General features: G+C 65.8%; 16 protein-coding genes. 8 read left to right on the top strand and 8 right to left on the bottom strand.

From position 1 onward, the window contains the following. The first annotated feature begins 17 nt into the window (after nucleotides 1-17). From xdhB to ACIBTX_RS09510, 6 genes are read left to right on the top strand one after another with little or no spacing between them, the layout of a single operon-like run. Nucleotides 18-2411 (top strand): xanthine dehydrogenase molybdopterin binding subunit, encoded by a 2394-nt coding sequence (gene xdhB, locus ACIBTX_RS09535; protein ID WP_357392381.1) that lies wholly within the window; start codon nucleotides 18-20, stop codon nucleotides 2409-2411. Between the two features lie 19 nt (nucleotides 2412-2430). Beyond that, complete coding sequence (xdhC, locus tag ACIBTX_RS09530) at nucleotides 2431-3255, top strand: xanthine dehydrogenase accessory protein XdhC (RefSeq protein WP_357128417.1); 825 nt, start codon at nucleotides 2431-2433, stop codon at nucleotides 3253-3255. Next, the gene (locus ACIBTX_RS09525; protein ID WP_357128414.1) at nucleotides 3252-4679 is read left to right on the top strand and encodes a guanine deaminase; all 1428 of its coding nucleotides are present in this window, start codon (nucleotides 3252-3254) and stop codon (nucleotides 4677-4679) included. The genes xdhC and ACIBTX_RS09525 overlap by 4 nt, the downstream gene beginning before the upstream one ends. Continuing rightward, nucleotides 4676-5185, top strand: a complete 510-nt coding sequence (gene uraD / locus ACIBTX_RS09520) for a 2-oxo-4-hydroxy-4-carboxy-5-ureidoimidazoline decarboxylase (RefSeq protein WP_281593052.1) — start codon at nucleotides 4676-4678, stop codon at nucleotides 5183-5185. Before ACIBTX_RS09525 ends, uraD begins: the two co-directional genes overlap by 4 nt. After that, nucleotides 5185-5511 (top strand): hydroxyisourate hydrolase, encoded by a 327-nt coding sequence (gene uraH / locus ACIBTX_RS09515; RefSeq protein WP_281593054.1) that lies wholly within the window; start codon nucleotides 5185-5187, stop codon nucleotides 5509-5511. The genes uraD and uraH overlap by 1 nt, the downstream gene beginning before the upstream one ends. Before the next feature lie 18 nt (nucleotides 5512-5529). Beyond that, a complete protein-coding gene (locus ACIBTX_RS09510) occupies nucleotides 5530-5805 on the top strand; it encodes a hypothetical protein (RefSeq protein ID WP_281593055.1) in 276 nt (91 codons plus the stop codon). Between the two features lie 818 nt (nucleotides 5806-6623). Here ACIBTX_RS09510 and ACIBTX_RS09505 read toward each other — a convergent pair. Together ACIBTX_RS09505 and ACIBTX_RS09500 are read right to left on the bottom strand one after the other, a co-directional pair. Further along, the gene (locus ACIBTX_RS09505; RefSeq protein WP_396832392.1) at nucleotides 6624-10112 is read right to left on the bottom strand and encodes an AAA family ATPase; all 3489 of its coding nucleotides are present in this window, start codon (nucleotides 10110-10112) and stop codon (nucleotides 6624-6626) included. 285 nt (nucleotides 10113-10397) lie between these two features. Next, nucleotides 10398-11399 carry a hypothetical protein gene (locus tag ACIBTX_RS09500; RefSeq protein WP_355030186.1) on the bottom strand — a complete coding sequence of 334 codons (1002 nt, stop codon included), beginning with the start codon at nucleotides 11397-11399 and terminating at the stop codon, nucleotides 10398-10400. Nucleotides 11400-11972: 573 nt separating this feature from the next. On the opposite strand from ACIBTX_RS09500, the gene ACIBTX_RS09495 reads away from it, so the two are divergent. Beyond that, on the top strand, nucleotides 11973-12200 hold the full coding sequence (locus tag ACIBTX_RS09495; RefSeq protein ID WP_396832320.1) for a hypothetical protein: 228 nt from the start codon (nucleotides 11973-11975) through the stop codon (nucleotides 12198-12200). 712 nt (nucleotides 12201-12912) lie between these two features. Here the strand turns inward: ACIBTX_RS09495 and ACIBTX_RS09490 are convergent. After that, complete coding sequence (locus ACIBTX_RS09490) at nucleotides 12913-15801, bottom strand: hypothetical protein (protein ID WP_396832319.1); 2889 nt, start codon at nucleotides 15799-15801, stop codon at nucleotides 12913-12915. Between the two features lie 177 nt (nucleotides 15802-15978). Between ACIBTX_RS09490 and ACIBTX_RS09485 the strand changes: the two genes are divergently transcribed. Further along, nucleotides 15979-17301: a helix-turn-helix domain-containing protein gene (locus ACIBTX_RS09485; RefSeq protein WP_396832318.1), complete on the top strand. Its 1323-nt coding sequence runs from the start codon at nucleotides 15979-15981 to the stop codon at nucleotides 17299-17301. Nucleotides 17302-17406: 105 nt separating this feature from the next. On the opposite strand, the gene ACIBTX_RS09480 is transcribed toward ACIBTX_RS09485, so the two are convergent. From ACIBTX_RS09480 to ACIBTX_RS09460, 5 genes are all read right to left on the bottom strand, one after another. Next, nucleotides 17407-20253, bottom strand: coding sequence for an NACHT domain-containing protein (locus tag ACIBTX_RS09480; RefSeq protein WP_396832317.1), 2847 nt, complete (start codon nucleotides 20251-20253; stop codon nucleotides 17407-17409). A gap of 224 nt (nucleotides 20254-20477) precedes the next feature. After that, nucleotides 20478-21548, bottom strand: a complete 1071-nt coding sequence (locus ACIBTX_RS09475; protein WP_396832316.1) for a tyrosine-type recombinase/integrase — start codon at nucleotides 21546-21548, stop codon at nucleotides 20478-20480. Beyond that, on the bottom strand, nucleotides 21538-21840 hold the full coding sequence (locus ACIBTX_RS09470) for a hypothetical protein (RefSeq protein WP_396832315.1): 303 nt from the start codon (nucleotides 21838-21840) through the stop codon (nucleotides 21538-21540). Before ACIBTX_RS09470 ends, ACIBTX_RS09475 begins: the two co-directional genes overlap by 11 nt. Before the next feature lie 419 nt (nucleotides 21841-22259). Beyond that, nucleotides 22260-23471 carry a type II toxin-antitoxin system HipA family toxin gene (locus ACIBTX_RS09465; RefSeq protein ID WP_396832314.1) on the bottom strand — a complete coding sequence of 404 codons (1212 nt, stop codon included), beginning with the start codon at nucleotides 23469-23471 and terminating at the stop codon, nucleotides 22260-22262. After that, complete coding sequence (locus ACIBTX_RS09460) at nucleotides 23461-25068, bottom strand: DUF262 domain-containing protein (protein ID WP_396832313.1); 1608 nt, start codon at nucleotides 25066-25068, stop codon at nucleotides 23461-23463. The genes ACIBTX_RS09465 and ACIBTX_RS09460 overlap by 11 nt, the downstream gene beginning before the upstream one ends. Between the last annotated feature and the right edge of the window lie 618 nt (nucleotides 25069-25686).

Genomic DNA, 25686 nt, shown 5'->3' with positions numbered 1-25686 from the left:
GGCCGGAGAGTCCCGCGGTGGGTGCAGCGGTCCCGCACGAGAGTGCGCGGCTGCACGTCACCGGTGCGGCACAGTTCACCGACGACCTGATCCCTCGTACCAAGGATGTGCTGCACGCCCACCCGGTACAGGTGCCCCAGGCGCACGCCCGGGTCACCGCGCTGCGAGTCGCCCCGGCGCTCCGCGTGCCAGGTGTCGTCCGGGTGCTCACGGCCGCCGATGTGCCCGGAGTGAACGACGCCGGGATCAAGCAGGACGAGCCATTGTTCCCCGAGGAAGTCATGTTCTTCGGCCACGCCGTCTGTTGGGTGCTCGCCGAGACGTACGAGGCGGCACGTGTGGGCGCGGCCGCCGTGGAGGTCGAGACGGAGCCGTTGCCCTCCTACGTGACCGTGCGGGAGGCGATCGCCGCCGACAGTTTCCAGGGCGCCATGCCGCAACTGGTGCGGGGCGACGTCGAGACCGGTCTGGCCGACGCCGTGCACGTCTTCGGTGGGGAACTCGAAATCGCCGGGCAGGAGCACTTCTACCTGGAGACGCACAGCTCGCTGGCCCACGTCGACGAAGCCGGGCAGGTCTTCGTGCAGAGCAGTACCCAGCACCCCTCGGAGACCCAGGAGATAGTCGCCCACGTGCTGGGCCGGGCCAGCAACGAGGTGACCGTCCAGTGCCTGCGCATGGGCGGCGGCTTCGGCGGCAAGGAGATGCAGCCACACGGCCTCGCTGCCATCGCCGCGCTGGGCGCGACGTGCACCGGCCGCCCGGTACGGGTGCGCCTGACCCGCGCCCAGGACCTGACCATGTCGGGCAAGAGGCACGGGTTTCTCGTCGAGTGGCGGGTCGGGTTCGATGCGGCGGGCCGGCTGCTCGCGCTCGAAGCGACCCTGACCTCGGACGGCGGCTGGAGCCTCGACCTGTCCGAGCCGGTGCTGGCCCGCGCGCTGTGCCACGTTGACAACGCGTACTGGTTGCCACATGTACGACTCAACGGCCGCATCGTGCGCACCCACAAGACATCCAGCACTGCCTTCCGGGGCTTCGGGGGCCCGCAGGGGATGCTGGTCATCGAGGACATCCTCGGCCGCTGCGCCCCACTGCTCGGCATCGACCCGATGGAACTGCGCCGACGCAACTTCTACCGCCGCGGGCAGACCACGCCGTACGGCCAGTTGGTCCGGCACCCGGAACGGCTGGACAGGCTCTGGCGTCAGGTCGTCGACACCGGTGACATTGCCGCCCGGCAGCGGGAGGTCGCGGCCTTCAACGCCGCACATCCGCATGCCAAACGTGGCCTGGCCGTCACGCCGGTCAAGTTCGGCATCTCGTTCAACCTCACCGCGTTCAACCAGGCCGGCGCACTCGTGCACGTGTACCGGGACGGGTCGGTGCTGATCAACCATGGCGGCACCGAGATGGGTCAGGGCCTGCACACCAAGATGCTGCAGGTAGCAGCAACCGAGCTGGGCATTCCACTGGGCCGGGTGCGGCTGGCGCCCACACGTACCGACAAGGTGCCCAACACCTCGGCGACCGCAGCGAGCTGCGGTGCCGACCTCAACGGTGGCGCGGTCAGGCAGGCCTGCGAACAGCTTCGCGAGCGGCTGACCCGGGTGGCCGCCACCATGCTGGGGCTGAACGCCGCCGACATCAGCATCGTCGACGGTGTGGCGCGGGGTACCGGGGCCCCTACCGGCGTCGAGTGGAACGATCTGGTGCGGACCGCGTACTTCCAGCGGGTGCAACTGTTCGCGGCGGGTTTCTACCGCACCGAGGGGCTGTACTGGGACTCAGCGGCGATGCAGGGCTCGCCGTTCAAGTACTTCGCGTACGGGGTGGCCGCCGCCGAGGTCGAAGTCGACGGGTTCACGGGCACGTACCGAACGCGACGGGTGGACATCGTGCACGACGTCGGGGACAGCCTGTCACCGCTCATCGACATCGGACAGATCGAGGGCGGGTTCGTACAGGGCGCGGGCTGGCTGACCCTGGAGGACCTCCGTTGGAACACCGGCACGGGAGCCGCGCGCGGCCAGCTGGCCACGCGAGGGGCCAGCTCGTACAAGCTGCCCAGCTTCTCGGAGATGCCGGAGGTCTTCAATGTGACGATGTTGGCCGACGCGGCCGAGGAGGGGGCGGTCTACGGCGCCAAGGCGGTGGGCGAGCCGCCGCTGATGCTCGCCTTCTCCGTGCGCGAGGCCCTGCGCCAGGCGGCGGCCGCGTTCGGGCCCGCCGGCATCAGCATCGACCTCGCCTCGCCGGCCACCCCCGAGGCGGTCTTCTGGGCGATCGAGCGGGCCCGGGCGTGCGGCGGGCACGGCCCCACGGCGGACGCGGACCTCGCTCCGGGTGGGGCGGCGAACGCCGGGCACCCGACGCCGGAGCGGGCCCTGCGGACGGTGAGTCATGTCTGAGGGAACCTGGCTGGCAGCGGTGGCGCACCTGCGCAGCGTCCGTGAGCCCGGTGTACTCGTCACGCTCGTGACGGTCCGCGGCCATGCCCCTCGCGCGGCCGGCGCGAAGCTCGTGGTGAGCGAAACGCAGACGTGGGGCTCGATCGGCGGCGGCAAGCTGGAAGCGGTCGCGATCGACCGGGCCCGTACGCTGCTGGCCGCAGGCGGCCCGACGCCCGAGCTGTTCACGCTCGCGCTGTCCGACAAAGCGCCCTACGAGCACGGGGTGCAGTGCTGCGGAGGGACCGTCACGGTGTTGCTCGAATCGCTACCCGTGGCGCCGGTGGTGGCTGTCTTCGGCGTAGGGCACGTGGGCCTGGAGCTGGCTCGTGTCCTGGCTCGGCATGATATCGACCTACATCTCATCGACACCCGCCCGGAGCAGCTCACCGAGGACCGGTTGGCGGTCTTCTCCGATGCGGTGGCCCGGGTGCACGTCCACCGGGTGGCAGTGCTGCCGGAGACCGTGCTCGGCGAGCTGCCCACAGGCACCTACGCGTTGATCATGACGCACGACCATGCGGAGGACCTCTCCCTCTGCGACGCGATGCTGCGCGGCGGTGAATTCGGCACCATCGGCCTCATCGGTTCGGCGGGCAAGTGGGCCCGGTTCCGCACCGAACTCGCCGCACAGGGCCACGACGCCACGGCCATCGCCCGCATCACCACGCCCATCGGGCTCGCCGACATCCACGGCAAGGAGCCCGCGACGATCGCCGTCAGCGTCGCCGCCGATCTCCTGGGCAGGATGGAACATCACCAGGCGATGGCCGACGACCGCGCTCCCTCGGCGGCCCGGCCATGACCCTCTACCGCGCTCAGGTCGTCGACACTCCCGACGACCCGTTCCGCGGCGGCGCGCTCCGCTGTGACGGCGATGCGGGGCTGCTCGTCGAGGACGGGCGGATCGTCGAGCGGGATGCCTTTGCCACGCTGCGCTCCCGACACCCGGAGGCACAGCTGGTCGAGCTCTCCGATGGAGTCCTGCTACCCGGCCTGGTGGACGCCCATGTGCACTTCCCGCAGGTCCGCGTCATCGGTGCGCTCGGGATGCCGTTGCTGGAATGGTTGGAACGCTGCGCGCTGCCCGAGGAGGCACGGATCGCCGAGATCGACTACGCGCGCGTGCTAGCCGGCGAGTTCGTCTCGGCCCTCACCTCGGCAGGCACGACCACCGCTCTGGTTTTCGGCTCGCACTTCGCGCCGGCGGTGGACGCACTGTTCCAGGCGGCCGCGGGGCACGGCCTACGGATCACCAGCGGCCTGGTCGTCGGTGACCGGATGCTGCGGCCGGAGCTGCACACGTCCGCAGAGCGCAGTTACGACGAAGGCCGCGAGCTGGCACGGCGCTGGCACGGCGTCGGACGCAGTCGGTACGCGGTGACCCCCCGGTTCGCGTTGTCGTGCAGCGACGAACTGCTCGCGTCATGCGGGGAGTTGCACCGGGATGTGGTGGGCAGCTGGTTCACGTCGCACCTGAACGAGAACCTCGACGAGGTCGCCACGGTCCGGCGACTGTCCGGCACCACCAACTACCTGGACTGCTACGACCGGCACGGACTGGTCGGCCGACAGAGCGTCTTCGCACACAACGTGCATTCGACTGACACCGAGCTGACCCGGCTGGCCGAGGCCCAGGCCAGCGTGGCGCACTGCCCGACGAGCAACGCGGCGCTGGGCAGCGGCATGTTCCCGCTCAACCGCCACCTCGCCCACGGCGTCCTTGTGGCACTCGGCTGCGACGTGGGTGCGGGCACCGGCTTCTCGCTTCTCAAAGAAGGGCTGCAGACGTACCTCCTGCAACGTTTGCGCGGCGCGGACGGCGTGCCACTCACTGCTGCCCATCTGTTGCACATGGCCACGGCGGCGGGGGCACAGGCCCTGGGCCTGCGGGACCAAATCGGCGACCTGAGCGCCGGCAGGCGGTTCGACGCGATCTGGATACGACCCCGTCCGGGCACGGTCCTGGAGATTGGCATACGCCACTCGAACGGACCAGAGGATGCACTTGCGAAGGTATTTGCGCTGGCCACGGCGGACGACCTGGGGCAGGTGTGGATAGACGGAGCACCGGTCAGGGCCAAAGCCATCGACGCTCGCACCCTACGCCCTCGCCCCGTCGGCAACCTGACCATTTTTGCGGCGAACAAGGCAGCCCAGCGCACCGACAGCGACGAGCGGACGCGTCATCGCAGTCGAGCCGGCACCGACGGTGGCGTGAGCCGATGACGACCTGGAGTCTGGATCGGTTAAACACCGCGCCCGAAGACGAGCGCCTCCGGTCGGCCCTACGCCGGTGCTGCTCGGCAGAGGCATGGGTGACCGAGGTCATCGTCGGGCGGCCCTACGCCAATGAGGACGAGCTCTGTGCGGCCTCCGACGCCGGCACCGCCATGCTCGACGAGGCCGGCTTTGCCGAGGCGTTGGCCGGTCACCCACAGATCGGCAAGCCAACGAGCGGCAGCGGTGGACAGTGGTCGCGGCGAGAGCAGGCAGGAGTCGGCACCGCGGACGAGGAGCTGCTGACGAGTCTCGGCCAGGCCAACGCGGCCTACGAAGAGCGCTTCGGGCACCTGTACCTGGTTTACGCGAACGGACGATCAGCGGCGGAGCTGCTCGCCATCTGCCGCTCCCGGTTAGCGAACGACCCGGCGACCGAGCGCCGGGTAGCGCTCACAGACCTGGCCGCGATCAACCGCCTCCGGCTGGGCAAACTCCTGCGATCGGAGGGCTGATGAGTCTCTCGACTCACGTATTGGACATCACCACCGGCCTCCCCGCGCCGGAACTCGCGGTCGTCGTCGAGCGCTGTCATGGCGACGCGTGGCAGCACCTCGCCCGGGCTTGTACCGACGCCGACGGGCGCGTCCGCGAGCTGTACGCACCCCAAGCGGGCGTACACCGACTCCGGTTCGACACTGGGCGGTACTTCGTCGATCGCGGCGTCCATACCTTCTACCCCGAGATCGTGGTCACCTTCCAGGTCGTCAACAAAGGGGCGCACCATCACGTACCACTGCTGCTCGGGCCGTTCGGCTACTCGACCTACCGGGGGAGCTGATGGGCGCGGATGGTCGTCATGAACGACACCTACAACTCAGGAGGTTCCGTGGGCTTCACGACTACTCCGGTGCGATCGTTCTGGCTGACATGGCCAGCAGGAATAATTGCTGCGATCAGCTGGGCCCTCGGCCACTTCACACGAGTTGCGACCTTTGATCTCGCGTTCGTCGCGGGTCTGTCGTGGATGCTCGGCGTGCTCCTAAGCGACGGCGCAAGTCGCTACCTCGTCGCGGGCGACGAGCGTCCTCGCGGCGACACCGACCGTCAGCCGGAGACCGAGCAGTCACCCTGAGCGATCTGGCAGCGCCTGCGGCGGCCGCCCAACAAGTGCCTGTGGGTGGCACCAAGTAGCACGTTGCTCGGCGTGACGCAGCGGACGGCACCCGCACGACCTCGTGAAGCTGTACGCCCGCGAACAGCGGGTCTTGCCGCCTCGATGAGGTAGCTGTGCTCCTCGAGGGCTTCGGGTCGTGGCGCGTAGGCGAGATGGGCGAGACCAGCGATGGTGGCCATGTCGGCAGAGGCAACCCAGGCGCCGGCGTTGTGGTCCTGGTTGGCGGCCGCAAATAGTGCGATCGGGATCCAGTGGCAGTGATCGGGATCTTGGCTGGCCTTGGCGAGCGCGGCGAGAAACCCAGGCAGAACGGCAACGCGCCGAGCAACGCCACCAAGCGCCAGCCGAAGAAGAACCCCGCATACCCGCTCGCCTCAACGAGGATCAGATCATCGCCATTGTCGAGGAGCTCGGAGACCTCGTGGACGCCCTGCGGGACGCCGAGCCGGAACACAAGCTGGAGGTCTACCGCAGCCTCGGGTTGCACCTGACCTACGACCCGGAATCACAAACGGTGCGGGCAAATGTCGATCTTGCCACGCACCGTTGGGATTCGGTTCGTGTCCGAGGGGGGATTCGAACTCTTGTACGCATCATATGTGCACCATTCTGGGGTGCACATGCTCATAGGTTACGGTACGGCCAGGACTAGCTCAATACTGGGCGCCATAACCATGTGTAAGTGTACAGCCGACGAGTTGGACTCAGTCCGCCACGGCCTCTGTGTCTGAGATCGGCGGGCCACCACGAGAGCCGTTTTGCACGCTGGTGAACTCTCAGTCGACTGGCTTCCGTGGCAAGCCATATCGTTCGCGTTCTTCACTGTTAAGCGCACGGGGGTCACTGCCTTCAGCCGGAACCTGCGCAGGGTTATTGCATACGTCCCAGCTCATGATCGTGCCGTCGTCGTAGGCGATGATGAGGGCGTCTTGCCACGACAGGCTTCGCACTACCCCACGAGGTATGTCAAGTACGCCGAGAGGCCGTCCCTCTTGAGCGCGCCAGATGTAGAGCATGTAGTCATCGCTGATGGTCGCGAGACGGTGCCCGTCGGTTGCCCAGGTAAGGGTTTCGACGTTGCCCGTATGGCCGAGACAGCGTGAGCCGACTTGCTTCTGCGCTACGTTCCAGATTTCGACGTGGTTGCCGACGGCGGCGGCGAGTCTGGTGGAGTCATCCGACCAGGCCAGGGCTGCTACCTCGTCGGGCCCTTCGGTTCGCCATTGGTGGACGAGGGTGTAGTCGTCTCCTCGCCACAAGCTCACGTTGTGCTTGCCGGCGACTGCAGCTATGAGGCTTGAATCCGGGGACCAGGCAATCGTTCCTGTGCTGTCTTCGCCTCCGTCGAGAACTGCTAGGCGCTGCGCTTTCGCCACGTCCCAGACCGAGAGAGCGGGTGGTGTTCTGCCGAAGAAGCAATGAGTATGGACAGCCAGCCGTGAGCCGTCGCCGGACCAGGCGAGTCCATAAACCCATGGAAGTGGCGTCGATGTCGCTACGTGTCTCGGAGTTTGTCGCGGTTGCGCGCCCCACTGCATCCGCGAGACACCGGACCGCGCGTCCCACACGGTGACCTGCTCTTGCATCGCGGTGGCAACCAGGTCACCTAGTGGTGAAAACGCGATCGACAGGCAATCGTCGTCCCCGAGCCGCAGCGGCGGCGTCACCTCGTCCACTTCGATGATCTCTGGCGTCGTTCCGAGCCGCTTTACAGTGACGCGCCTGAGGTCCGGCGACCAAGAAATCTCTCGTAGGCTTCCGGTGGGCAGGCGGCGGAAGCTTCGGCCGATGACGTCCCACATCTCGACATTGTGAAATGAGGTTCCCAAGCCGACTCGTTTACCATCGGAGGACCAGGCAATCGTGCTGATCTGGTGAGGGCGCGCCCGCCGCTCAACGGTCCTGCCGCTTCCGACGTCGAACAGAGCCACACGATCATGGTCTCGCGTTCGACGCAAGGCGTAGGCGATGACATCCTCGACAGGTGACCATGCCATGGTTTCGGTCATGCCCGGCGGTGCGCTTTCGGCGGCCTGGCCCGTGTCGGTGTTGTAAATCCACAGCGTGCGGCGCGTCGATGCGACGATCTCAGTGCGGCGCATTGTGAATGCCGGAGCGGCTGAGACGGCGAGTCGGATTCCGTCGGGTGCCCAGCACAAAACCGGGTCTGACCACGCTACCTGCTGTCGCAGGACTTCCGACGCCTGCTCGCCGATGCTGACCACGAGCAGCAGGTCGTCTGAGGCGATGGCCAGCCGGTCACCCTGCGGGGACCATGCTGTGGCGCGAACGTGTGCGGCCGGGATGCTGGTGACCAACTGTGGGACGTCGTCGTCCAAACGGCAGACGTCAACGGTCCGGTAGTCGAACTGGCCCGCGAAACAGACATCGTCGCGCCACGAGAATGAGTCGAGCGATGCTGCAAAACTCCCCCTTCGGCTGCCCAGGGTGTAGCCATCCGCGACGCGCCAGAGCGTGGCACCTCGATCGTGCTGGGTGAGGGCGAGGGTGCCGCTGGCACTCAGCAGTGTGTGCCCGTACCCATCCCCGTCAGCGGCAAAGGTGACCTCGGCAAGGCGACCGGCGTCGTCCCAGGTGCAGACGCGCCCCGTCTTGTCGGCGGTGCGCAGGGCCTCCCTGTCGGGCAGCCAGACTGCGGAGGTGATGCCGGTGGTGTGCCCGATGGTGAGGTGCCGTGTTCGTGACGTGGCGGTTAGGGCCCAGCGCGTCGTCGTCGCTGCCGGGGTGGGTGGTAACTCGTGTAGCGCGGTGTGGGCCAGTGCCACGGCCAGTTCGGGGTCCTGCCGGCGCACCTGTTGTGCCAACTCGGCAATCCGCTCGGACTGTCGGACACGGTCGTGGTGATCGAACTCTTGGGAGGCGTCGAGCAGGCGTCGGGCTGCGCTGGAGAGGGGTGCCTCGGCTGCGAGCGCGAGGGCATCGGCGAGCGTTCGGCCGCGCAAGAGGTCGTCTGTGTGTGGGTCCGCTTGCCATGCTGCCGCGCGGTGCTCAAGCCTGGTGATGCGGTGCAGTCGCTCCTCGTTGGCGCTGATCAGAGAGGCGAGTCGTCGCCACTGGCGGAACAGGGCGTCGTGGGTCAATTCGAGGCAGGTGCCGTCCTCGACGTCGATGATCAGACGGGCTGCCCTGAACTCCTCAAGGATGCTCGCTGCGGTGGTATCGAGGTCAGATCGTTCGATCGTCTTTCGTACGGTTTCCTTACCTTCCATAGCGATGCCGCGCAGCAGAGCAGAGTCGACGGCGCGCTGGGGGTACCGCTCGGTGAGGGATTCGTAGATCTGCTCGGCGTGAGCTGCGATGGCACCACCCACCTCCCCCGCCTGTTCGTATTGGGCCACCGTGATGTGTTGGCGGTCGGACTGTAGGTGCAGACGTTGCAGCAGGTGGCTGAGCAGGGGAAGCGCGTCACCGACCGTGGCATCGGCGGTCATGCGGTCGATGAGGTCGTCCTCGAACGTGAGTCCGGCAGCCCGGGCAGGCCCCGCGATGGCCTGTCGGATGCGGGCCGGATCCAGCAGACCGATGGCCACCGGTCGGGTGATGAAGCCAGCCTGCTGATCGGTGAGCCGGCGGCGGAACTCGGGCCGGATCGCCACCAGCAGGCGCAGTTCCGGCAGCACCGTCAGCGTTCGGGTCAGCAGGCTCCACCACTGGGCCCGGTCATGCTCGCCGGTCATCGTGTACAGGTCTTCGGCCTGGTCGACAACGAGCAGTACAGGGCCGCGGGCGGCGGCGAGGAAGCTTGGCACAACCCCGAGTGGGGCTTCCGGAGAGGCTGCTTCTTCCCGCAGCAGTCGCGCCGTCTCCAGTACAGCCTTTGGGCCATCCTCTAGAGCCGCGGCGAGGCTCATGAACGGGTCGGTGGCCGGACGTAGCGGACCCACTACGGTCCAACGCCGTGGTAGTCGAGCGAGGACACCCGCGCGGATCAGCGAGGATTTACCCACTCCCGACGGGCCGACGACCGTAACTATCCGGGTCGCCGGCGCCGGCCCCGAGCGCTCCAGTCGGTTCAGTACGTCCCTTGCCTCGCGGTCGCGCCCAAAGAAGACGCCCGCGCGCTCCGCCGTGAACGGGGCGAGGCCGGGGTATGGGCTTTCCGTGCCGCGCCACGTGACCGCTGTGCGGCGATGGACGAAGAAGCGCCAGCTGAGCCACAGGACGACGCAGAGTGGGAGCCAGAGGTAGGCGTAGTCAAGGACAAACCGCCACGGCCCACGCCAGCTGTCCGTGCGCGCCGTCACGACGTTGATAGCCAGGCCGACGGCGATCGTGCCCAGCAGGGCACCGGACTCGCGACGGTACTCCCTTAGTGCCCGCCCCACATGGTCATCGCACTACGAGAAGGCACTGCTCGCCAGCGCGTGGCGGATAGCCGACAGAGACACCAACCATGGACGGGACTGGACTCACACCCCCTGACGTGGCTAAGCCCGGATCTCGATCAGCGGCACCGCGAAACCGATGGATTGCACTGCGGCGTGCTGCTCTCCCTGTGGCTGACCGAGACACCCACCGTCGCAGCCTCCTCATGTCGTGATGAGGTGCCATGGCTTGCCGAAGGCGACGCGACGGAAGGCGTCGATCTCGCGCAGGTGGGCGTCGTGCACGTAAGGGACGAGAGCGGCCTCGCTGGCGTGCAGGCAGGCCCGGTAGCCGATCTCGCGCAGCGGGTGTCCGTCGGGCGGTGCCGGGCTCTCGGGATCCCAGCCAACGATGGCGCAGATGCTCTGCGCGGTGCGCCGGGCGTGGGGACGGGCGATGGCCCAGGCCGGCTCGGGATACATACCGCGCAGGCTCCACAGGTCGCTGCGGTCAGGGATGGTGGGAATCTGCTCGTGGTCGGTGGTGCTACCGGCCAGCTTGTCGAGCCGGTTGCGCAGGCTCTCACGGCGCCCGGCGATCGCGATGTTGTCCGTCAGGGCCGACTCGGTGAGCCACGAGACCGCGTCATTGTGCTCGGACGGGCCGAGCCCGGCGCCGGCGACGGCCTGCGCCGCGGCGGCGTCGAAGTCCTGCCAGAACTCGTGCGAGCCGACGCCACACGGCCACCAGTCGAGGTAACTGTCCTGGTCGGTGATCGGCTGCCGCCCACTGATGAGCGCAGCTACTTCGGGGAAGCCGGTCGAGGTGTACCAGTCGGCCAGCTCGACGCGCCCGAGCCAGTCAGTCAGTCGCCACCACGCGTCCCGCTTCGGGCGGGCGCACGCCGCCGCGAGGGCCAGCTGCAGCACCACGGGACGCAAGTCGTCGGCGACCGTGTCGTACAGGTCCACACCCCAAGCCTCGAGGACCGGCGAGTGGTGCAGGTCGCCGGAGTGCACGCCGACGGGCAGGCTCAGCGCCTCGGCGTAGGCGGCCACGAACGGATGGGCATCACCGGGTGTCTCGTCGTCGTCGAGCACGACCAGGCGGCCGGTGAGGGTGCGATGGATCGGCACGTTGAGCTTGCCGTTCTTGGCCCAGTTGTAGGCGGTACGGCGCGGCACGCCGTTCTGGTCGGCCCATTGGGACAGCGGGATCGGAGTCATGTACCGACGATGGCACAGATGGCACAGTGCCATCCAAGAAAGCTGTGCCATTTGTGCCATCCGCAGGAATGGGCATATCCGACAGCCGTGCCGTGGACGCAGGTGGCGGCGCCCGCAAGCGGCTGAGGGCCGCCGGCACCGTCGAGATTCACCACCGCAACCGCCCCTCGCGGGCATCTGGACGGAAGCCGAGAACATCGCCGGCCAGGCGTCCCGGGGTCTTCGCGGTCACTGGCATCGTCGTCTGGATAGCTTGGCTGCTGGCCGTCGTCCTACATCCCCTGCCCCGCTCCGTTGGACTCAGATGACCGTCGGCCTGGCACTGCTGCTGAGCGTCGCGACGCTCCCAGTCGGCCTCCCGAGACCGCCACTGTTCGTCCTGGTACCCCACGCCGCGCTCGGCCTCCTGGCACTGGCCACGCCGGCCGACTCGCGACGGTGGCAGCGTTGTCGCCCCGGAACACTCCCTACCGGTCAGCCGAGTGGGGCAACTTCCTGCCCAAGGCGGGCATCCGCTGCTACTGACCGCCATGCTCACCGCCGCCATCCTCGCCCTCCCACAACAAGCGAGGAGTGTTTGCCCCGCTGACACTGCTCACCTCGATCGAGCTACTCGGCCCGTACCCCTTGAGCGAGATCACCGCCGACCTCGCCGGCGCCAGCTACCCCGACTTCCAGATCACTACCGCAACCACAAACAGAGTCGTGATCCTCGCCGCGGTGACGCTGACAGCAGCCGTCGCCACCCGCCACGGAAAACACAACCAGCTAGATCAGGCACTGCCACCGCCGCGCCGATGACGTAAAACTGTCCCACCTGCGGACGGTGGGAGCAGCAGCCGCGCCAGCAGGCGTACCGTCGGACATCTTCCGGCCCGCAAACTCGGTCGAGATGGTAGACAGGGCGGCGGCGCGAAGGGTCACCTGATGGCCAGTGGAGACACCGCCTCGAACTCGCGTCGAGACAGCGACCGATGACGACAGGGACGGGTCCGCATCTCCGTTTACACGGCCCGTCGTCGCCGGCCTACGAGCAGCCGGCCGGTTGACGCTGGATCCCGCCGTGACGTTCCCGAGCGGAGACAACGGCACCGGCAGGTCGACGCCGATCGAGGCGGGCGCGGTAGCGGCGGGGTTCAACCCCCGAAGGCAGATCCACCAACTTTCGGTTCAGCACCCGGGGCCACCGAATCGCCTCTTGATCAACACCTACGACTGGCACGCCGCGCCAACTGACGTGGAGTCTCGGCAGCTTATTGGCATGATCAACGCCCCGGGAGGCACCGGCCGCAGTGCTGCTGGTGCCGATGCTATTCGTGCCCTGGGGGTTAGGTGATCGCACTGTCTGTCTGTTGTGGGCGGTTGTAGTCCGGGCAGGCTTTCGCGCCTGTTTTGATCGATGAGATCGTCGGGTGGCGGACGGGGTTGGATGATTCGGTGGCACGGCTCGCGCACCGTTTCGGGCGTGCGGAGCCGCGCCGGCGGGCGTTGACGTACCAGGCCAGCCAGACATTCAGGCCAAGTCCGAGAACTCCATCGAGTAGTTCCTTCCGGGAAGGTAGCTGCTCGCCCACATATCTCCCGCTGCTGCCAACCGCCTGAGCTCCTCTTGACGCCCGAGCCGGGCGAGGAGCTTCATCAGCTCACCCCGCGCATGCTCGTCACCGGCCACGACCAGCTCTCGCAGGTCGTGCTCGCGACCAAGCGAGCCCCACAACTGGATGAGGCATTCCCGGGCCGAGCGGTCCCCCGCTGCTGCCAAAGCGCGCAGGTCGTCCTCGCGCCCTGCCAACAGCAAAAGTTCCGCCAGGTCCTTGCTAGCCTCCTTACAACCCCGCTGTATCAGATCGCGAAGCTCTTGCTCCCGGTTGAGGCGCCGGAGCAGAGCGGTGTACTGCCACACGACGGTGACACCTCCGCCCGCTGCCAAGTCTCGGAGTTCGTCCAGGCGTTCCTGTTGGGCCAACAGGCTAGCCAAGAACAGCATGGGCAACCCATCGTCAGCGTCCTCGGCGGCCCAGTCCCGCAACTCGGCCTCTCGGCCGTGAGCGGCGAGCAGCGAACCCCAGGCTCGGACGGCCTCATCAACCAACTCGCTGTTCTTCGAGTCAAACAGCGCCTCCAACTCATCCAGAGCTTCGTCCACCCGTCCCAAGCTTCCCAGCAGCCGCGCCAACTCGAGTTGGGCTTCCTGGTCCCCCGCATCGGCGAGGTCGCCCAGCTTTGTCTCCTGGCCCTGGTACCCCAGCAGCCGCAGGTAGAAGAACTGGCCTGCCGGATCCGCTAACTCGTATAGCCTCCGGAGCAGATCCTCCTGCTCGTGTTCAAGCAACTCCTCGGCAAGGTCCCACCACTGAAGCCCGGCCGTTTCCGCTGCACGCCAATGCTCTAAAACGTCGCCGAAGCGGTTCTCCTCGACTGCGTACTCGGCGAGCGCATAGTGGGCCTCAGCGCACCCGACCGCCGCATATTCCCTCAGCAGGTCGTACCGTTGCTCGTTAGCGAGCATGCTGACCAGACGCCATCGGGCATCCTCGCTGTGCTCGAACACCCGGAGCAGCAGCGGCCGGGCCTGCTCAGCGCACCCAAGCTGGTGAGCCCGGCGGCCGAGGCGGGCCAAATCGTCCAGGTCGGCAACGTGGGCGGTGAGAACGTTCCACAGACCCGTGGGCACCGTGGTGAAGTCACGCCCAATGGCGCCGTGCTGCTGCAGGTAGTCGGCCACGTCGTATCCGGCGATAGTGCCGATCTCGGCGCCTGGCACGGGGTCTAGCGCGCGGACGGTGCCGCGCAACGGGCGGCTTGCGTACGCGAGCCCATCGTCGAACCAAGTCGCCGGCGCCTCGGCGTACTGCCGGCTCGTTAGGTAGAGCGGGGCGGCTGCGGCGAGCAGCTCGACTGTCAGCGGTCCCTGGATTCTCAGGGCGCGGAGGTCGACAGCCGCGGTGATCAGTGCTGCCCCGTACGGCTGCACGGTCGCACCGTCCTTCCAGAGATCCATTACGTCTGGCACACCGGCCAAATGCTGGGCCACGCCGTACCGCTGGTCGTTGAGAGCATCATGGAGCCGACGGTCGCCGCTCATGTTGGCTACGCTCGTCAGAATCCGCCGCTCCGACGGGGTGAAGTCGTCTGGCACTCGTACCGGTGGTTGCACCGCCAGAGACAGCGCTTCCCGTGTGCCACGCGCCGGGTCATCAGTCGCACCCTTCGCCGACTGAGGGACGGTAGTCATACGCTGGTAAGCGTCGGGCCAAGCCAAATAGAGAATCACCAGGGGTTTTGAATTTTCACCTTCGAGGAGAGCGGCTAGGTCGCCGGCAGTGAGCCCGTCCGGCCCCAGGAACCGCACCGCGGGTGTGTCGTCGAGCCATACCACCGTTTGAGCCGAGATTCGCGCGCTGGCGCTGCGGACCGCTTCCGCGTCGTCGGGCAGAAGAATGCGCCAGTCGGCAAGCTCCGACCGGACAGCCTCGAACAGGCTTCGCGACTTGCCCGTGGAGGAGCCGCCGACGACGACCACCATGCCACCGGCCAAGGCCGCCTGGCGCAGCTGTGCGCGCAACAGGTTGTCGTGCTCCCGCGTCCCGTACGAGGGCTGCCCTTGGTGGTGTATACCGCCCGCAGCAGCCAAGTGGACACCAACCTGCTCCGGGCGGCAGTCCGCCACGGGTGCCAAACGCCACGTTCGTCGCTCGACGGTCACTTTGCGCCGTGTGGGGGCGCGCCTCAGGCCGTATTTCGGGAGACGCTCCTCGATAACTGGAGCGTTCAGCTCTCGACCAAGGTGATGGACGACCAAGTCGCCGAGCCCGACGGCTGCGAGAGCGCCAGTCGCGCCGTCCAGGAGTTGCCCGGCAAGCAGCCCGTTGAACTCAGCCACGTCCTGCTCGCCGTGGCATTCGATCCAGGTACCGCGCAGAACTCGCCAGGCCTGCTCATCGGTGCCGAGGACTTCCATCGACGCCAGGACCGAGAAGGCTTCCTCAAGGTCCTGGTTCGGCAGCCAGTGATCAACGAAACTTCGCACATCGCTGACGCTGCGGGCGTTGTCGCACAATTCTTGCGCCACACGTGCTGGCACAGTCGAGACCATGTGAAACTCCCGGCCTGCCCCGACATGGTGACGGGCGGCGTCCCAGATTCCGATGCCGAGTAGGGACCGGACAGTCCAGCCGTTCGCGACGCCATTTTGCCTTTTGACCTGGTGCACCTCGACGGCGCCGGTCCGCTGGTAGGTAAATTCGACGCTCCTGGCCAGGTCACCGGAGTCCTCGACGGTCAGCGACTCGCCGCTCCCGCCTAGTACGTGCAGCAGATGGCGAACCGTCCAGGCACCCTCATACCGGTTGCCAAACTTGTCGGCTTCCCCGCCTCGTCGTGGGCTCATGATGCCGGCCATTATCGCGCGTTTCGGCCCAACGCCCGCCACTCGCCGTGACTCGCAACCGGCAGTGGCTGTCAGGATCTGGCCATTGTGATGCGTCCGGGCGGGACGCTCCGGGCCGGGCTGGCCCCGGCAGTGATATCGCCGTCTGCCAGTTGCTTCTCGACTGCAAGACGGTTCACGATCAGGCACATGCCAACGCTGCGCAACCGCAGGCTCGAACAGCTTCTCGGTGGACCGATCGATGGAGCTCTGACCTACCAGCAGGTGAAAGGGCTCATCCCCGCCGCTACGGAGAGCCCCGACCTGGACTTCAAGCGAGACACGTACGGCAGTCGAGACAAGGACCGCAAGGAGTTGTGCGGTGACGTCGGCGGGCTGGCCAATGCCAACGGCGGGTTGATCGTCCTGGGCATGGAGGAAGACGACCAGGGCCGCGCCAAGAACGACATCGGGGTTGACATCAGCGACTCCGAGCGCCTTCGCCTTCACCAGACCGTCGTCGCTAACGTCCAGCCGACGCCGACATTCGACATCATCGCGGTTGAGGACCCCGAGCGCGCCGGCATTGGCTTCCTCATCATCTGGGTCGCCAGGACGGCGACCGCCCCTCATGCGTACATGCAGAACAACTCGCTGCTCTACCCCAAGCGGATCGGGACCCAACGGATTTGGCTGTCCGAGGCGCTGGTGGCAGAGGCGTACCGCGCACGCTTCGCCGGTTTCACCGACCGCACCGACGAAGCCGCCCGGGTTGAAGCCGCACTCACCGCAAGCCTCTCGCAGGACGAGACGTTCGTGGTCGTAACCCTCGTTCCTGACATGCCGGGAGCCTTCACCATCGACACCGCGGCGATGCGGGCCTTCGAGCTGAGCAACCTCAATACCACCCACAGCGCCTTCGGCATCGGAGTGCGCCACTTCATCCGGTCAAGCGTGCGGCGTCGGCGCCTTGTAGCCATGACCAAGTACGAGCCAAACAAGCTGATCTCGCGTGGCGCGTGCGAGCTTCACGGAAACGGCAGCGGCGTCTTCGCCAGCGGAGTGGACAGCACGCCGTCTGGCTTCGGGGACGTGACCACCCGTCTCGTCGATGACCAATGGCTCACCCTTGGCATTGCTGCGGGACTACAGTTCCTAGCTCGTCATGCACGCGATAGGGCTGCTGCCGGCGGCCTCGCCACCGTCCGAGCCGCCATCACGCCGAACGCTCCGGCAGCGATTGCCGACACTCTCGGTTTCCCAGCAGACCGGATCGGCAGCGAGATCGCGAGCGGCGCGTGGGCTGACACGGTCGCCGAGATCGACGATCTCTGCGCAGACGGCCCGGGATTGGTCGCGGCGACGCACCGACTCGCCAGCGAGCTGTTCCAGGCGTTCGGTGCCCCCGAGGTAGGGCAGGTGACCGCCGATGGCGGGATCCGCCTTCCTCACTGGCATCAGCAGATCCGTCCAACGGTAACCAGTTGGGCCCAGGCTGCCGGCGTCGAGGTGCTCACGCAGCCGCTCACCTGATTGGCTGGCAATTCGGACACTGCCCATGCAACAACTACACAGGTCGGCGTGCCTGACGCTCGGCCGATCAGTTCATCCCTTCGAAAGCTGCGCGAACAGCGTTGCCTAAGGATTCTCGGTCGTCATCGACCGCAGCTGCTCACCGATGAGGCGACGGTGTACACCCGGAATTACGCCGTCTCGCAGGTTCTTGAGAAGCACCTGCTCATGGCCGATTACGTGCGCCAGGGCCGCTGTGAGCCCCGTCGCGACTTGCGCTATCTCCAGCGCTCGCTGGAGGGTAGCGGCCTCCTCCTCGCGGACTGCATTGGTGGTGATGCAACGAAGCGCGGCGGCACCGGCGTGGAGTAAGCGATCTTCTTCACCGGTACACGGATTCGTGGCGAGTTCGACCTCGAAGTCCTCCCAGCCCCTCGTGGGCTCGGGCGCGAGCAGTGCGTCTGGGTATTTCCTCACTCCGGCAAGGCCTCGCACGTTGCTGTGCGCGTGGACCTCGTCAACTATCGCTGGCACCAGATGTTGCAGTGCGGCCGTTGTGTCCCGCGCCATCCGCGTCCCAGCCAGTGCGTCTCGCAGTCCCTGTGCCACCGCGGCGCGTTGGTCGTCGCCGGTGTTGGCGAAGCGCACCAGACACTTGGCGATCGATGGCAGGTCGGGCGGATCAGGCTCTGTCAGGACCCCCATGCCGTGCGCAACGAGCCGGTCGCGCCACTTTGGATAGGAGCGAGCCATGCCGTCGTCGATGATGTCGAGGGCGAGCCTCGGGCCGATCGGCACCACCTGGCCAAGCCGATAGTCGGCATTTTCGTCAATGGCCTCGACGAGGCGGACCAGGGCGTCGTGCTGATGCGGCTGTGGTGTGGAGAAGAGCTGACCCGCCGCGAACAGCCATGTGTTTCGCCAGTAAGGGCTGGCGGCCGAGACTCGGAGGCGTTGAAGTACGCCGTCAAGTGGTCCCGTTGTCAGGTGCATTGCTGCCATGAGTTCCTGCAGTGACCTGACATCAAAGCCGTAGCCATCCGTGCCGCGCGGCGCGATCAGGACCAGTCGCTTGGTGGCAGCGTCGAAGATCTTGTCCAGCAGGGGGGCGTCCTTGCCTGATGGCTTGAACCCGGCTTCGTCTAGGACCTGCCACGCGATCTGCCGCAGTTCTGTTCGTGTGAGGGTGGCGTAGGAGCGGTCGCCCGTCTCGGCGCGCACCTGCAGCTCGAAGCCAACCCGTTCATGCAGTTGCTGAATTTGCTGGCCATGCTCCTGCAGCATCTTGTGAAGTCCAGCGGGCTTGTCGCGCTCTCGCCTGAAGACGGCGTCGTAGTAACCCCGGAAGAGGCTGTAGCGGTCGGGCGCGAGCTGACCGGCGCCATCGATGATGATGGTCAGCATCAGGACTTGGAGTGGGGTCCGCAGCAGATGTTGCAGGGCCTCGTCTTCCGCCGCGTTGTGCAGGCGCCTGAGCACCCTCTCGATGCGGTCGAGGTCAGTGCGGAGCCTGACCCTCGTCGCAAGCTCGCCGTAGCGGACGGCTTCGCCGAGGTCAAGGTAATCCAGATCGACTCGCTCGAAGTGCGCGGGCGCGATGTTCTCGGTGTAACCGACCGGGCGAGTAGTCAGGACGACCAGCACATCACTCTTGTCAGCTTCGGCCATGTTGACGAACTCGGTGACCCGCTCGATCAGCCGCCTGCGCACCGAAGGTTCAGTAACTTCGTCTAGTCCGTCCAGTACGAGCAGCCAGGGCCACCTCTGCATCCACTTCTTCAGCGCCCACGGTGTCACGTCGCCCGTGTCGGACCGGTGCGAAACCTTGTGCGCGATCCATCGCAGCAGGGTCGAGTCGTCGCCGAGCCCTCCTTCCTGGGCGTACCTCGCCAGATCGATGCGCATCGGCCATCGCCGGTTCTTCGGCATCTCACGGCCGAAGCGGTTGAGGGCTTCGGCGGTGCCGCTGATGACCTCTCGGTGGCCCTCGCTGAGGTCTTCGGAGCCCTTGAGCATGGCCGCGCGGAACACCTGGACGAGGAACTTGGAAATCGTCGTCTTGCCGTTGCCGGGAGCGCCGGTGACGATCAAGTGCCGAGGCGCTGCCTGCGTGGTTATGCCGGGAGTAAGCACATGTTCTGCACGGTCGAGCACGTACTTCACCACGCTCGTCTGTCCCGTGCCGCCGGCGAAGGTGACAGGCAAGTCGATGGCCACGTTGTGGACGGGGATCCCTTGGCCGTCGCCGCTGCCCGCTTCGTCGAAGTAGATAAAGCCCTCGCCCATGAGCGTGGTCTTGGCGTGCTCCCGGAGCCCCGTTTCAAGGTCCCTTAGCGGGATGTTGTCGGTGAACTGCGCCAACGCGGCGAAGACGTCACCGGCGGTGAGGAATCCTGGGAAGGCTTCACGGACGCCCGGGTGCAGCTTGAGCAATGCTTGAATCTGGTTGCGATCCCAGACACGCACCTTGTCCATGCGCCTGAGCCGCGCGAGTCGATCGAGCCGATCCTTCGTGGCTTGCGAGTCGACGTCGCGAGTGTCGTCCTCGAAGCCCTTTATGTAACTCGTAATGCTCGTGTGCAACGCGTCGTGGCCGCCGGCCCCGGGAAACGGCGTCAGCACCACGTTCGTGATGATGATCAAGAAGTCGGGGACAGGATCGCGGTCTCCCTCGGGATCAGCCCAAGCCTTCAGCTCCTCACGGACCTGACCCCACAGCCAGGCCGCATTCTCCTGGTGGTTGGCGGACAGGGCGGCCTTGTGCTTCACCTGCAGGACCGTGTACCCCTCCCACACCTCGCCAGTCTGGTCCTGCGTCGGCTTCCAAATGAGCGAACCCCGGTGGTACAGGTCCCGCCCGCCGTCCCGGCCGGCGCCCATAACCTGAACACCTGGCCCGAAGGAGGCAACTGCAAGGCTGGCCGCGAGGTCTTGGAAGCCGGTCGGACCTAGCTGCTCCAGGTTATCGCTCAACGTCACACCTTCTCGGCCACCCCGTCGCTCGGGCGGGCCGCCAGGGCCCGCAGAACAGCCTACGCGGGCGGTTCGCCTGCCATCTAACGCGTGAACCCGAGGAGGGGTTGCACGACCGCGGGACGAGGGCCGCAGCCGAGGTAGGGCGTGGATCGCAGGGGACCTCGCCGCGGGCGGTGACCCGGAGCCGCATCACCCGGAGCACCGCACGCGGCTACCGTCCCTTACTCGGTCGTAGGTGAGACGGCGCAGTTCGCCTGCGACCACCGGTCGGCGTGATCTGTCAGACGGGCCAGCGGGTGGGGTTGGCCGGTCATGGCCGACAGCGCGTTGGCCACGTCGTGCAGATCCGCCTTGATGTAGGTGGTAGTGGAGGAACCGGGGCTGTCGGTGTGGCCGGCGTAGGCGCGGGCGATGCCGTAGCCGAAGTGCCGTTCCACCCAGGTCAGCGTGGTGTGGCGCAGCCAATGGGTCGAGATGCCGTGCACGGCTACCCAGGGCAGGCGCTCACCTAAGCGTTGCCACAGGTGGTCGTAGCGGCGGCTGGTGATCGGTTGGCCGTTGCGCGCGCGCAGGAGCGGATCGGTCGGTAGGACCGCGCCGCGAGCGTCGGCGTGCTCCCGCAGGTGTCCGGCGAGATCGAGGGTGATGGGCTGCCAGCGGACAGTGGATCCTTTCTCGGTGAGGCGGACGAGCCCGTTGGTCGCATCGAGGTCGACCAGCCGTAGGGCCAGGGCGCCGCCGCGGCGGCACGCGGTCTCGGTGTGCAGGCGCAGAAGCAGCGCGTCGAGGATGACGTCGTTACCGCTGGTGCGCGCCATCGTGTTGATCTCCTCCAACTCGTGTGCGGTCAACGCGCGGCGGGTGCCGGGTAGGCGTCGGGGTTTCGCGACACGGTGCGCGGGGCTGGCGGCGGCGTCGATCAGCCCGTCGGCGATGGCACATCGGAAGAAGGCGCGGGCGGCGGCGACGAGGTGCTCACCGGCGTGCCGGCCGTTGCGGCTGTTGCGCCGCGACACGGCGCTGGCGATCATCGCCTGTTTCAGAGCCTCGATATCACTGGCGGCGACGGTGTCCACGGGCCGCTCGGGCCACGCGGCGGCCATCCGCTCCCAGTAGGTGCCGTAGGTGCGGCGTGCTCCGGGCCCGGCAGCGGCAATAACATCGGGCAGGTACTCGGCGACCGTCGGCACAACGGATGGCATCGCGGGGTGCGATTGCAGGTCGGTCAGCGTGACGCCCAGGTGAGCCAGAACCTGCCGTGCGGCAGCGATGGCGGCGGGGTCAGTGTTCATTGTCGGCTCCCGCCAGGTGGGTGTGCAGGTCGGCGAGCAGGCGTACGACGGTGCCGACGGGATGTACGACGAGCAGGTCGTGCGCAACGATGGCGGCGAGCAGCACGGGTTGACCGGGCTCGATGCGGCACATGTGCCGGGCATTCGCCGGCAAGGGTAGGTCCCCTCGGCTACCCACCTGGTGGAGGCCGCCGCTGGCCGAGCAGATGACGAGCATGCCGTGGCGCGGCTGAATGTCGAGGCGGTGGTGCGGGAGCCAGCCCAGCGCGCGCAGGAGGTGCTGCGCGCTCACCCGGCCACAGCGTGCCGGAAGAGCCATCCACAGCAACAGGGGCGCGTCCGTGATCGCCGACGGACAGACTCGGGCAGGTAGAGCTGGCATCGGCATCGGGCTTGGACCCGGACGCGCGGGCAGGACAGCAGGTACGAGTGGACCGACGAGGTGTTCCTTCGGTCGGATAAGTTGTGTCATGACCGAACAATCACATTCAGGCAGTACATGACGAGGCACGATCCGTTCGGCCGCTCCTACCGACCCTTGACCGGCCCCGCCGACATCAAGATCGCCCGCAACAGCAGACGACTTCAAGCCGCTGGCTTGGCATGATGGGCCATAGCTACTCACGCCAAATCAGCTCCGGGCTCTCATTCGCTACGCCGACCTCTAGCAGATATCCGGCCGCAACGGGAAGGCACCGCTCGAGATCGACATTACGAGGCGCGGAGGAGTGGGAGACTGGTGATTCGCTGATCCAAATGCTCAACTACAAAGTAAGGCCCACTAGCCATGTCCCGGATCTGCGGCCAGGTCTCACGTAGCTGTCGCACGGTTGTATCCACTACATCCACGACTCGAGATGGTTCCGCTCCGCTACCCTCAAGACTTTCGGCAAACCGCCTAAAGTGTTCCCTGGTGAGGTACCGCATGTCCGCCTGTCCAGCTATTGGCAGCGTGAGCCCTTTACGCTGGTACGGCGGGTAGGAAGTGACGGCGACGAGATCATAGGCGGGCGACAACCGAGGCGTTCGCCCATCGGGATAGCGCAGAGACCAGTTCTTGAGGTGCTCGTCGTTGTTGCCAACAGCAACGCAGAACACTAGACGGCGGATATACTCATCAAAGTCTTGCGGACAGTTATCCAAGATAACTTGCCCAATGAGTTCCTGGGCGCCGCGGTCTTTGCTTGCCGGCATCACATCGAAGATCTGAGCAAAATCCTCCTGATGCACTCGCCCAGCTTCAGTGCGATCAAAGCGGCGTACCGCAAAGGCGCTTCCGCCGCTATCGAGGTATTCCTGAGGAAGTCGCTTCAGGCATGAAAGGGGAACAAGACTATTCTCAGGGATATCGATGCCAATTGCAGACGCCCACGCCATGGCGATGTGCTCATTGGCGGGAAGCTCGGCGTGAACGTTGCTTGGCAGTTTTACGATCCAATCGCCAAGTTCGTGAGGTTCGGGGAGGTGAAATTCTTCTCCCTCGGACTTCATCGAGAACTTAAGCTGCATACCCGACAAGGAAAATCCAATTGCTGAATCCTCAGCAGCGGTTTGTGCTATTTCCAACGCCTCCGCCATGTCGCCTGGGAGGCTGTCCTCAACCTCTACTCGAATCGCGCCAGGAAGGTCGTGGCCGAGGTGAAGCAGAAGCAGGAAGTCTGGAACGTCGCGTCTGCGGAGCTGCTGATTGTAAATCTTACGTAGCGCGGATTCGCGTTCCGGCAGGAGATTGGCGAACCAACTGGGCACACCAGCCACCGGCCGCGAAGCCACGTCGGGGTTGTACTCGAAAGGAAGACCTAGCACTGGGTGGTCAGGCTCTAGATCCTCGTAGGCGAAGAATGTGAGGCCCTCCGCGTAATGCAGAACGCCCGCATGCCGGTCCCCGAGCAAAACGCGGGCCTTCGCCGTCCTAGCTGTCATAGTCGTCCCCCGTCAACGTCGGAAGACGTCCCCTTTCGCGGAAGCCGACACGTGCGAAGGACTGGACCCGGCGACTGATCGCAGAACTAAGTATTCCATCACGCCGAACGACGAACTCGTCAAATCGCCTCTCGCTCAGAAGCATGACACTCAGCTGATCAAGGAACTGGCTTTCCAATGCTTCGTCCCCTGGCGGCAACGAAATCACGGATTCCAGTAGCTGCTCCCGAGGCGCGGATGGATGTAGCAGATAATGTCCCAGCGTTTTCGCTTCCGTAACAGAGCGATCTGTCACCAGGGAAAACATCGCTCCCGCGCTATCTAGCCAAGGTGTAAGGATCCCGCTATCTGTCAGTGGAGCGCCCGGCAACTCACTGAACTGTCTAGAGGGCACGATCAAGAGCGGCTGCGCTCCAAGGAGGCCCAGCACGTTCATCCGACCCTCGGGGGTTTCAAGTCCTTTGGCCTGTAGGTTAACTTCGTACCGTCCGCTCCTCGAAGGCGGAAGGGAATCAAGGAGTCTACGTACCTCATCAGCGGCAGTGTGAGCCACTGCCTCGAGCGCCCTACGTTTGTCAACCTCTCTTCGAACTACATCGGTGCGCCATACCCACCGCCGAAGCAAGTCGCGAATATGGGGCTCCGGGGTGTGGAACACACTAAAGAACCGGACCGCCACCGGAAGCACCACCTCGGCGGGCAGCAACCGCACATGCGGGATATGGGCGTCTCTCCGCAACCATCTCACAGTTAAACTGAGCGCTTCGGATAGTTTTGCATCGTCCTCCATCAACGTGTGCCGCGAAGCCGATCGGTACAGCTGCGAAGTCTCAGCCATACCAGCGGGCGCATCAACACGGGGAAAAATGGCAGCGACCACACACTGAGCTGCAAGATTCTCACTTAGGCGGCCGAAGCCCAATCTTTCACTATGCGAGGAGAATGCCTCAAGACCGCGTTTGGGTTCCCCGGGCTTCTTATTCGCACGATCCAAATCCGTCTGGGCTAGCCCGATGCCGCCGCGATTAATGCGAGTGAAAACCTCATGAAGAGCGCTGGAGTTATCAAAACCGCGCATCACGATGACCGGCATGGAATAGCCAGCCAGACGACTGCCTAAACTCAGGGCCTCACTTCGGTTCTCTTCGGAAAGAAAAGATCGTTCTCGAAGCCATTCCATGAGCCGCCGCCTGCGCACTGCGACTGGAACCGGCAACATCGTGAGGTGCTGCGGCGGTCCGGCCACGAAATGCATAGCTTCGAGATCATAGCATACTGAATACCGGGAATCCCCGCTAGCATGCCATGCTGCGACGAGCACGGAAAGTCGTTGAAACCCATCGATGATCGTCCAGGCTAAAGGGTTTTCTGGAGCATGAATCGCCACGCCACCCAGCTCGATTTCCTCCGCACCTGCTGGCTGCTCAGCAAAGAGCAGCTGCCCAGTGGGATACCCTCGGTAAAGGGAGTCGAAGAATGCGATGGTCTGCTTAGGCCCCCACACAATCGGACGGGAGTACGAGCTGGTGCGGAACTGGCCCTCTTCCGCCAGCCTCACGAGCTCGCTCAGAGACATGACCATGGTCTGCTGCGCCATGCTGTGAGCCACCAGATCGCCTCTCCATCAGTAGTGAACTACTGCCGATGATAGAACGCGCTGCCGGGACGCCGAGACGGGCGCGCAGGTCGGGAGGTCATTCCTCAGCTAAGAACGTCTCCGCAGGCCGCACACCCTAGTACGACAGCCGTCGTTTGAGATGTTGCTGGTGAGGCCCGGTTGGACGAGCGCCAGTCACCGTCTAATAGCCTACAGGTGGTGGATATAACGACGGCGAAACCGTCCTCGGTCGCTGTAACGTGGGGTAACCGTCCACTTGCTCTGAGCCCGGATAGGTCGCGAGCCAGGTGCAGCGACCGAGGTAGTGCGTGGCTCGCGGGGGCCTTGCGCCTGCGGTGCACCCCGGAACCACCTGCAAGGGCACCGCACGCGACTACCAGCCCCCTTGGTGGGATGTCGGCAAGACAGCTCAGTTGGCCTGCGACCACTGGTCGGCGTGATCTGTCAGACGGGCCAGCGGATGGGATTAGCCGGTCATGGCCGACAGCGCGTCGGCCACGTGGAGATTAACTTTGATGTATTTGGTGGTGGAGGATCCGGGGCCTTCGATGTGGCCGACGTAGGCGCGGGCGATGCCGTAGCCGAAGTGGCGTTCCC

The organism is Micromonospora sp. NPDC049359, assembly GCF_044466585.1.
In the GTDB taxonomy this organism is placed as follows: domain Bacteria; phylum Actinomycetota; class Actinomycetes; order Mycobacteriales; family Micromonosporaceae; genus Micromonospora.
The sequence above is the reverse complement of the archived record's forward strand: the minus strand, read 5'-3'. Positions and strand labels throughout refer to the sequence as shown.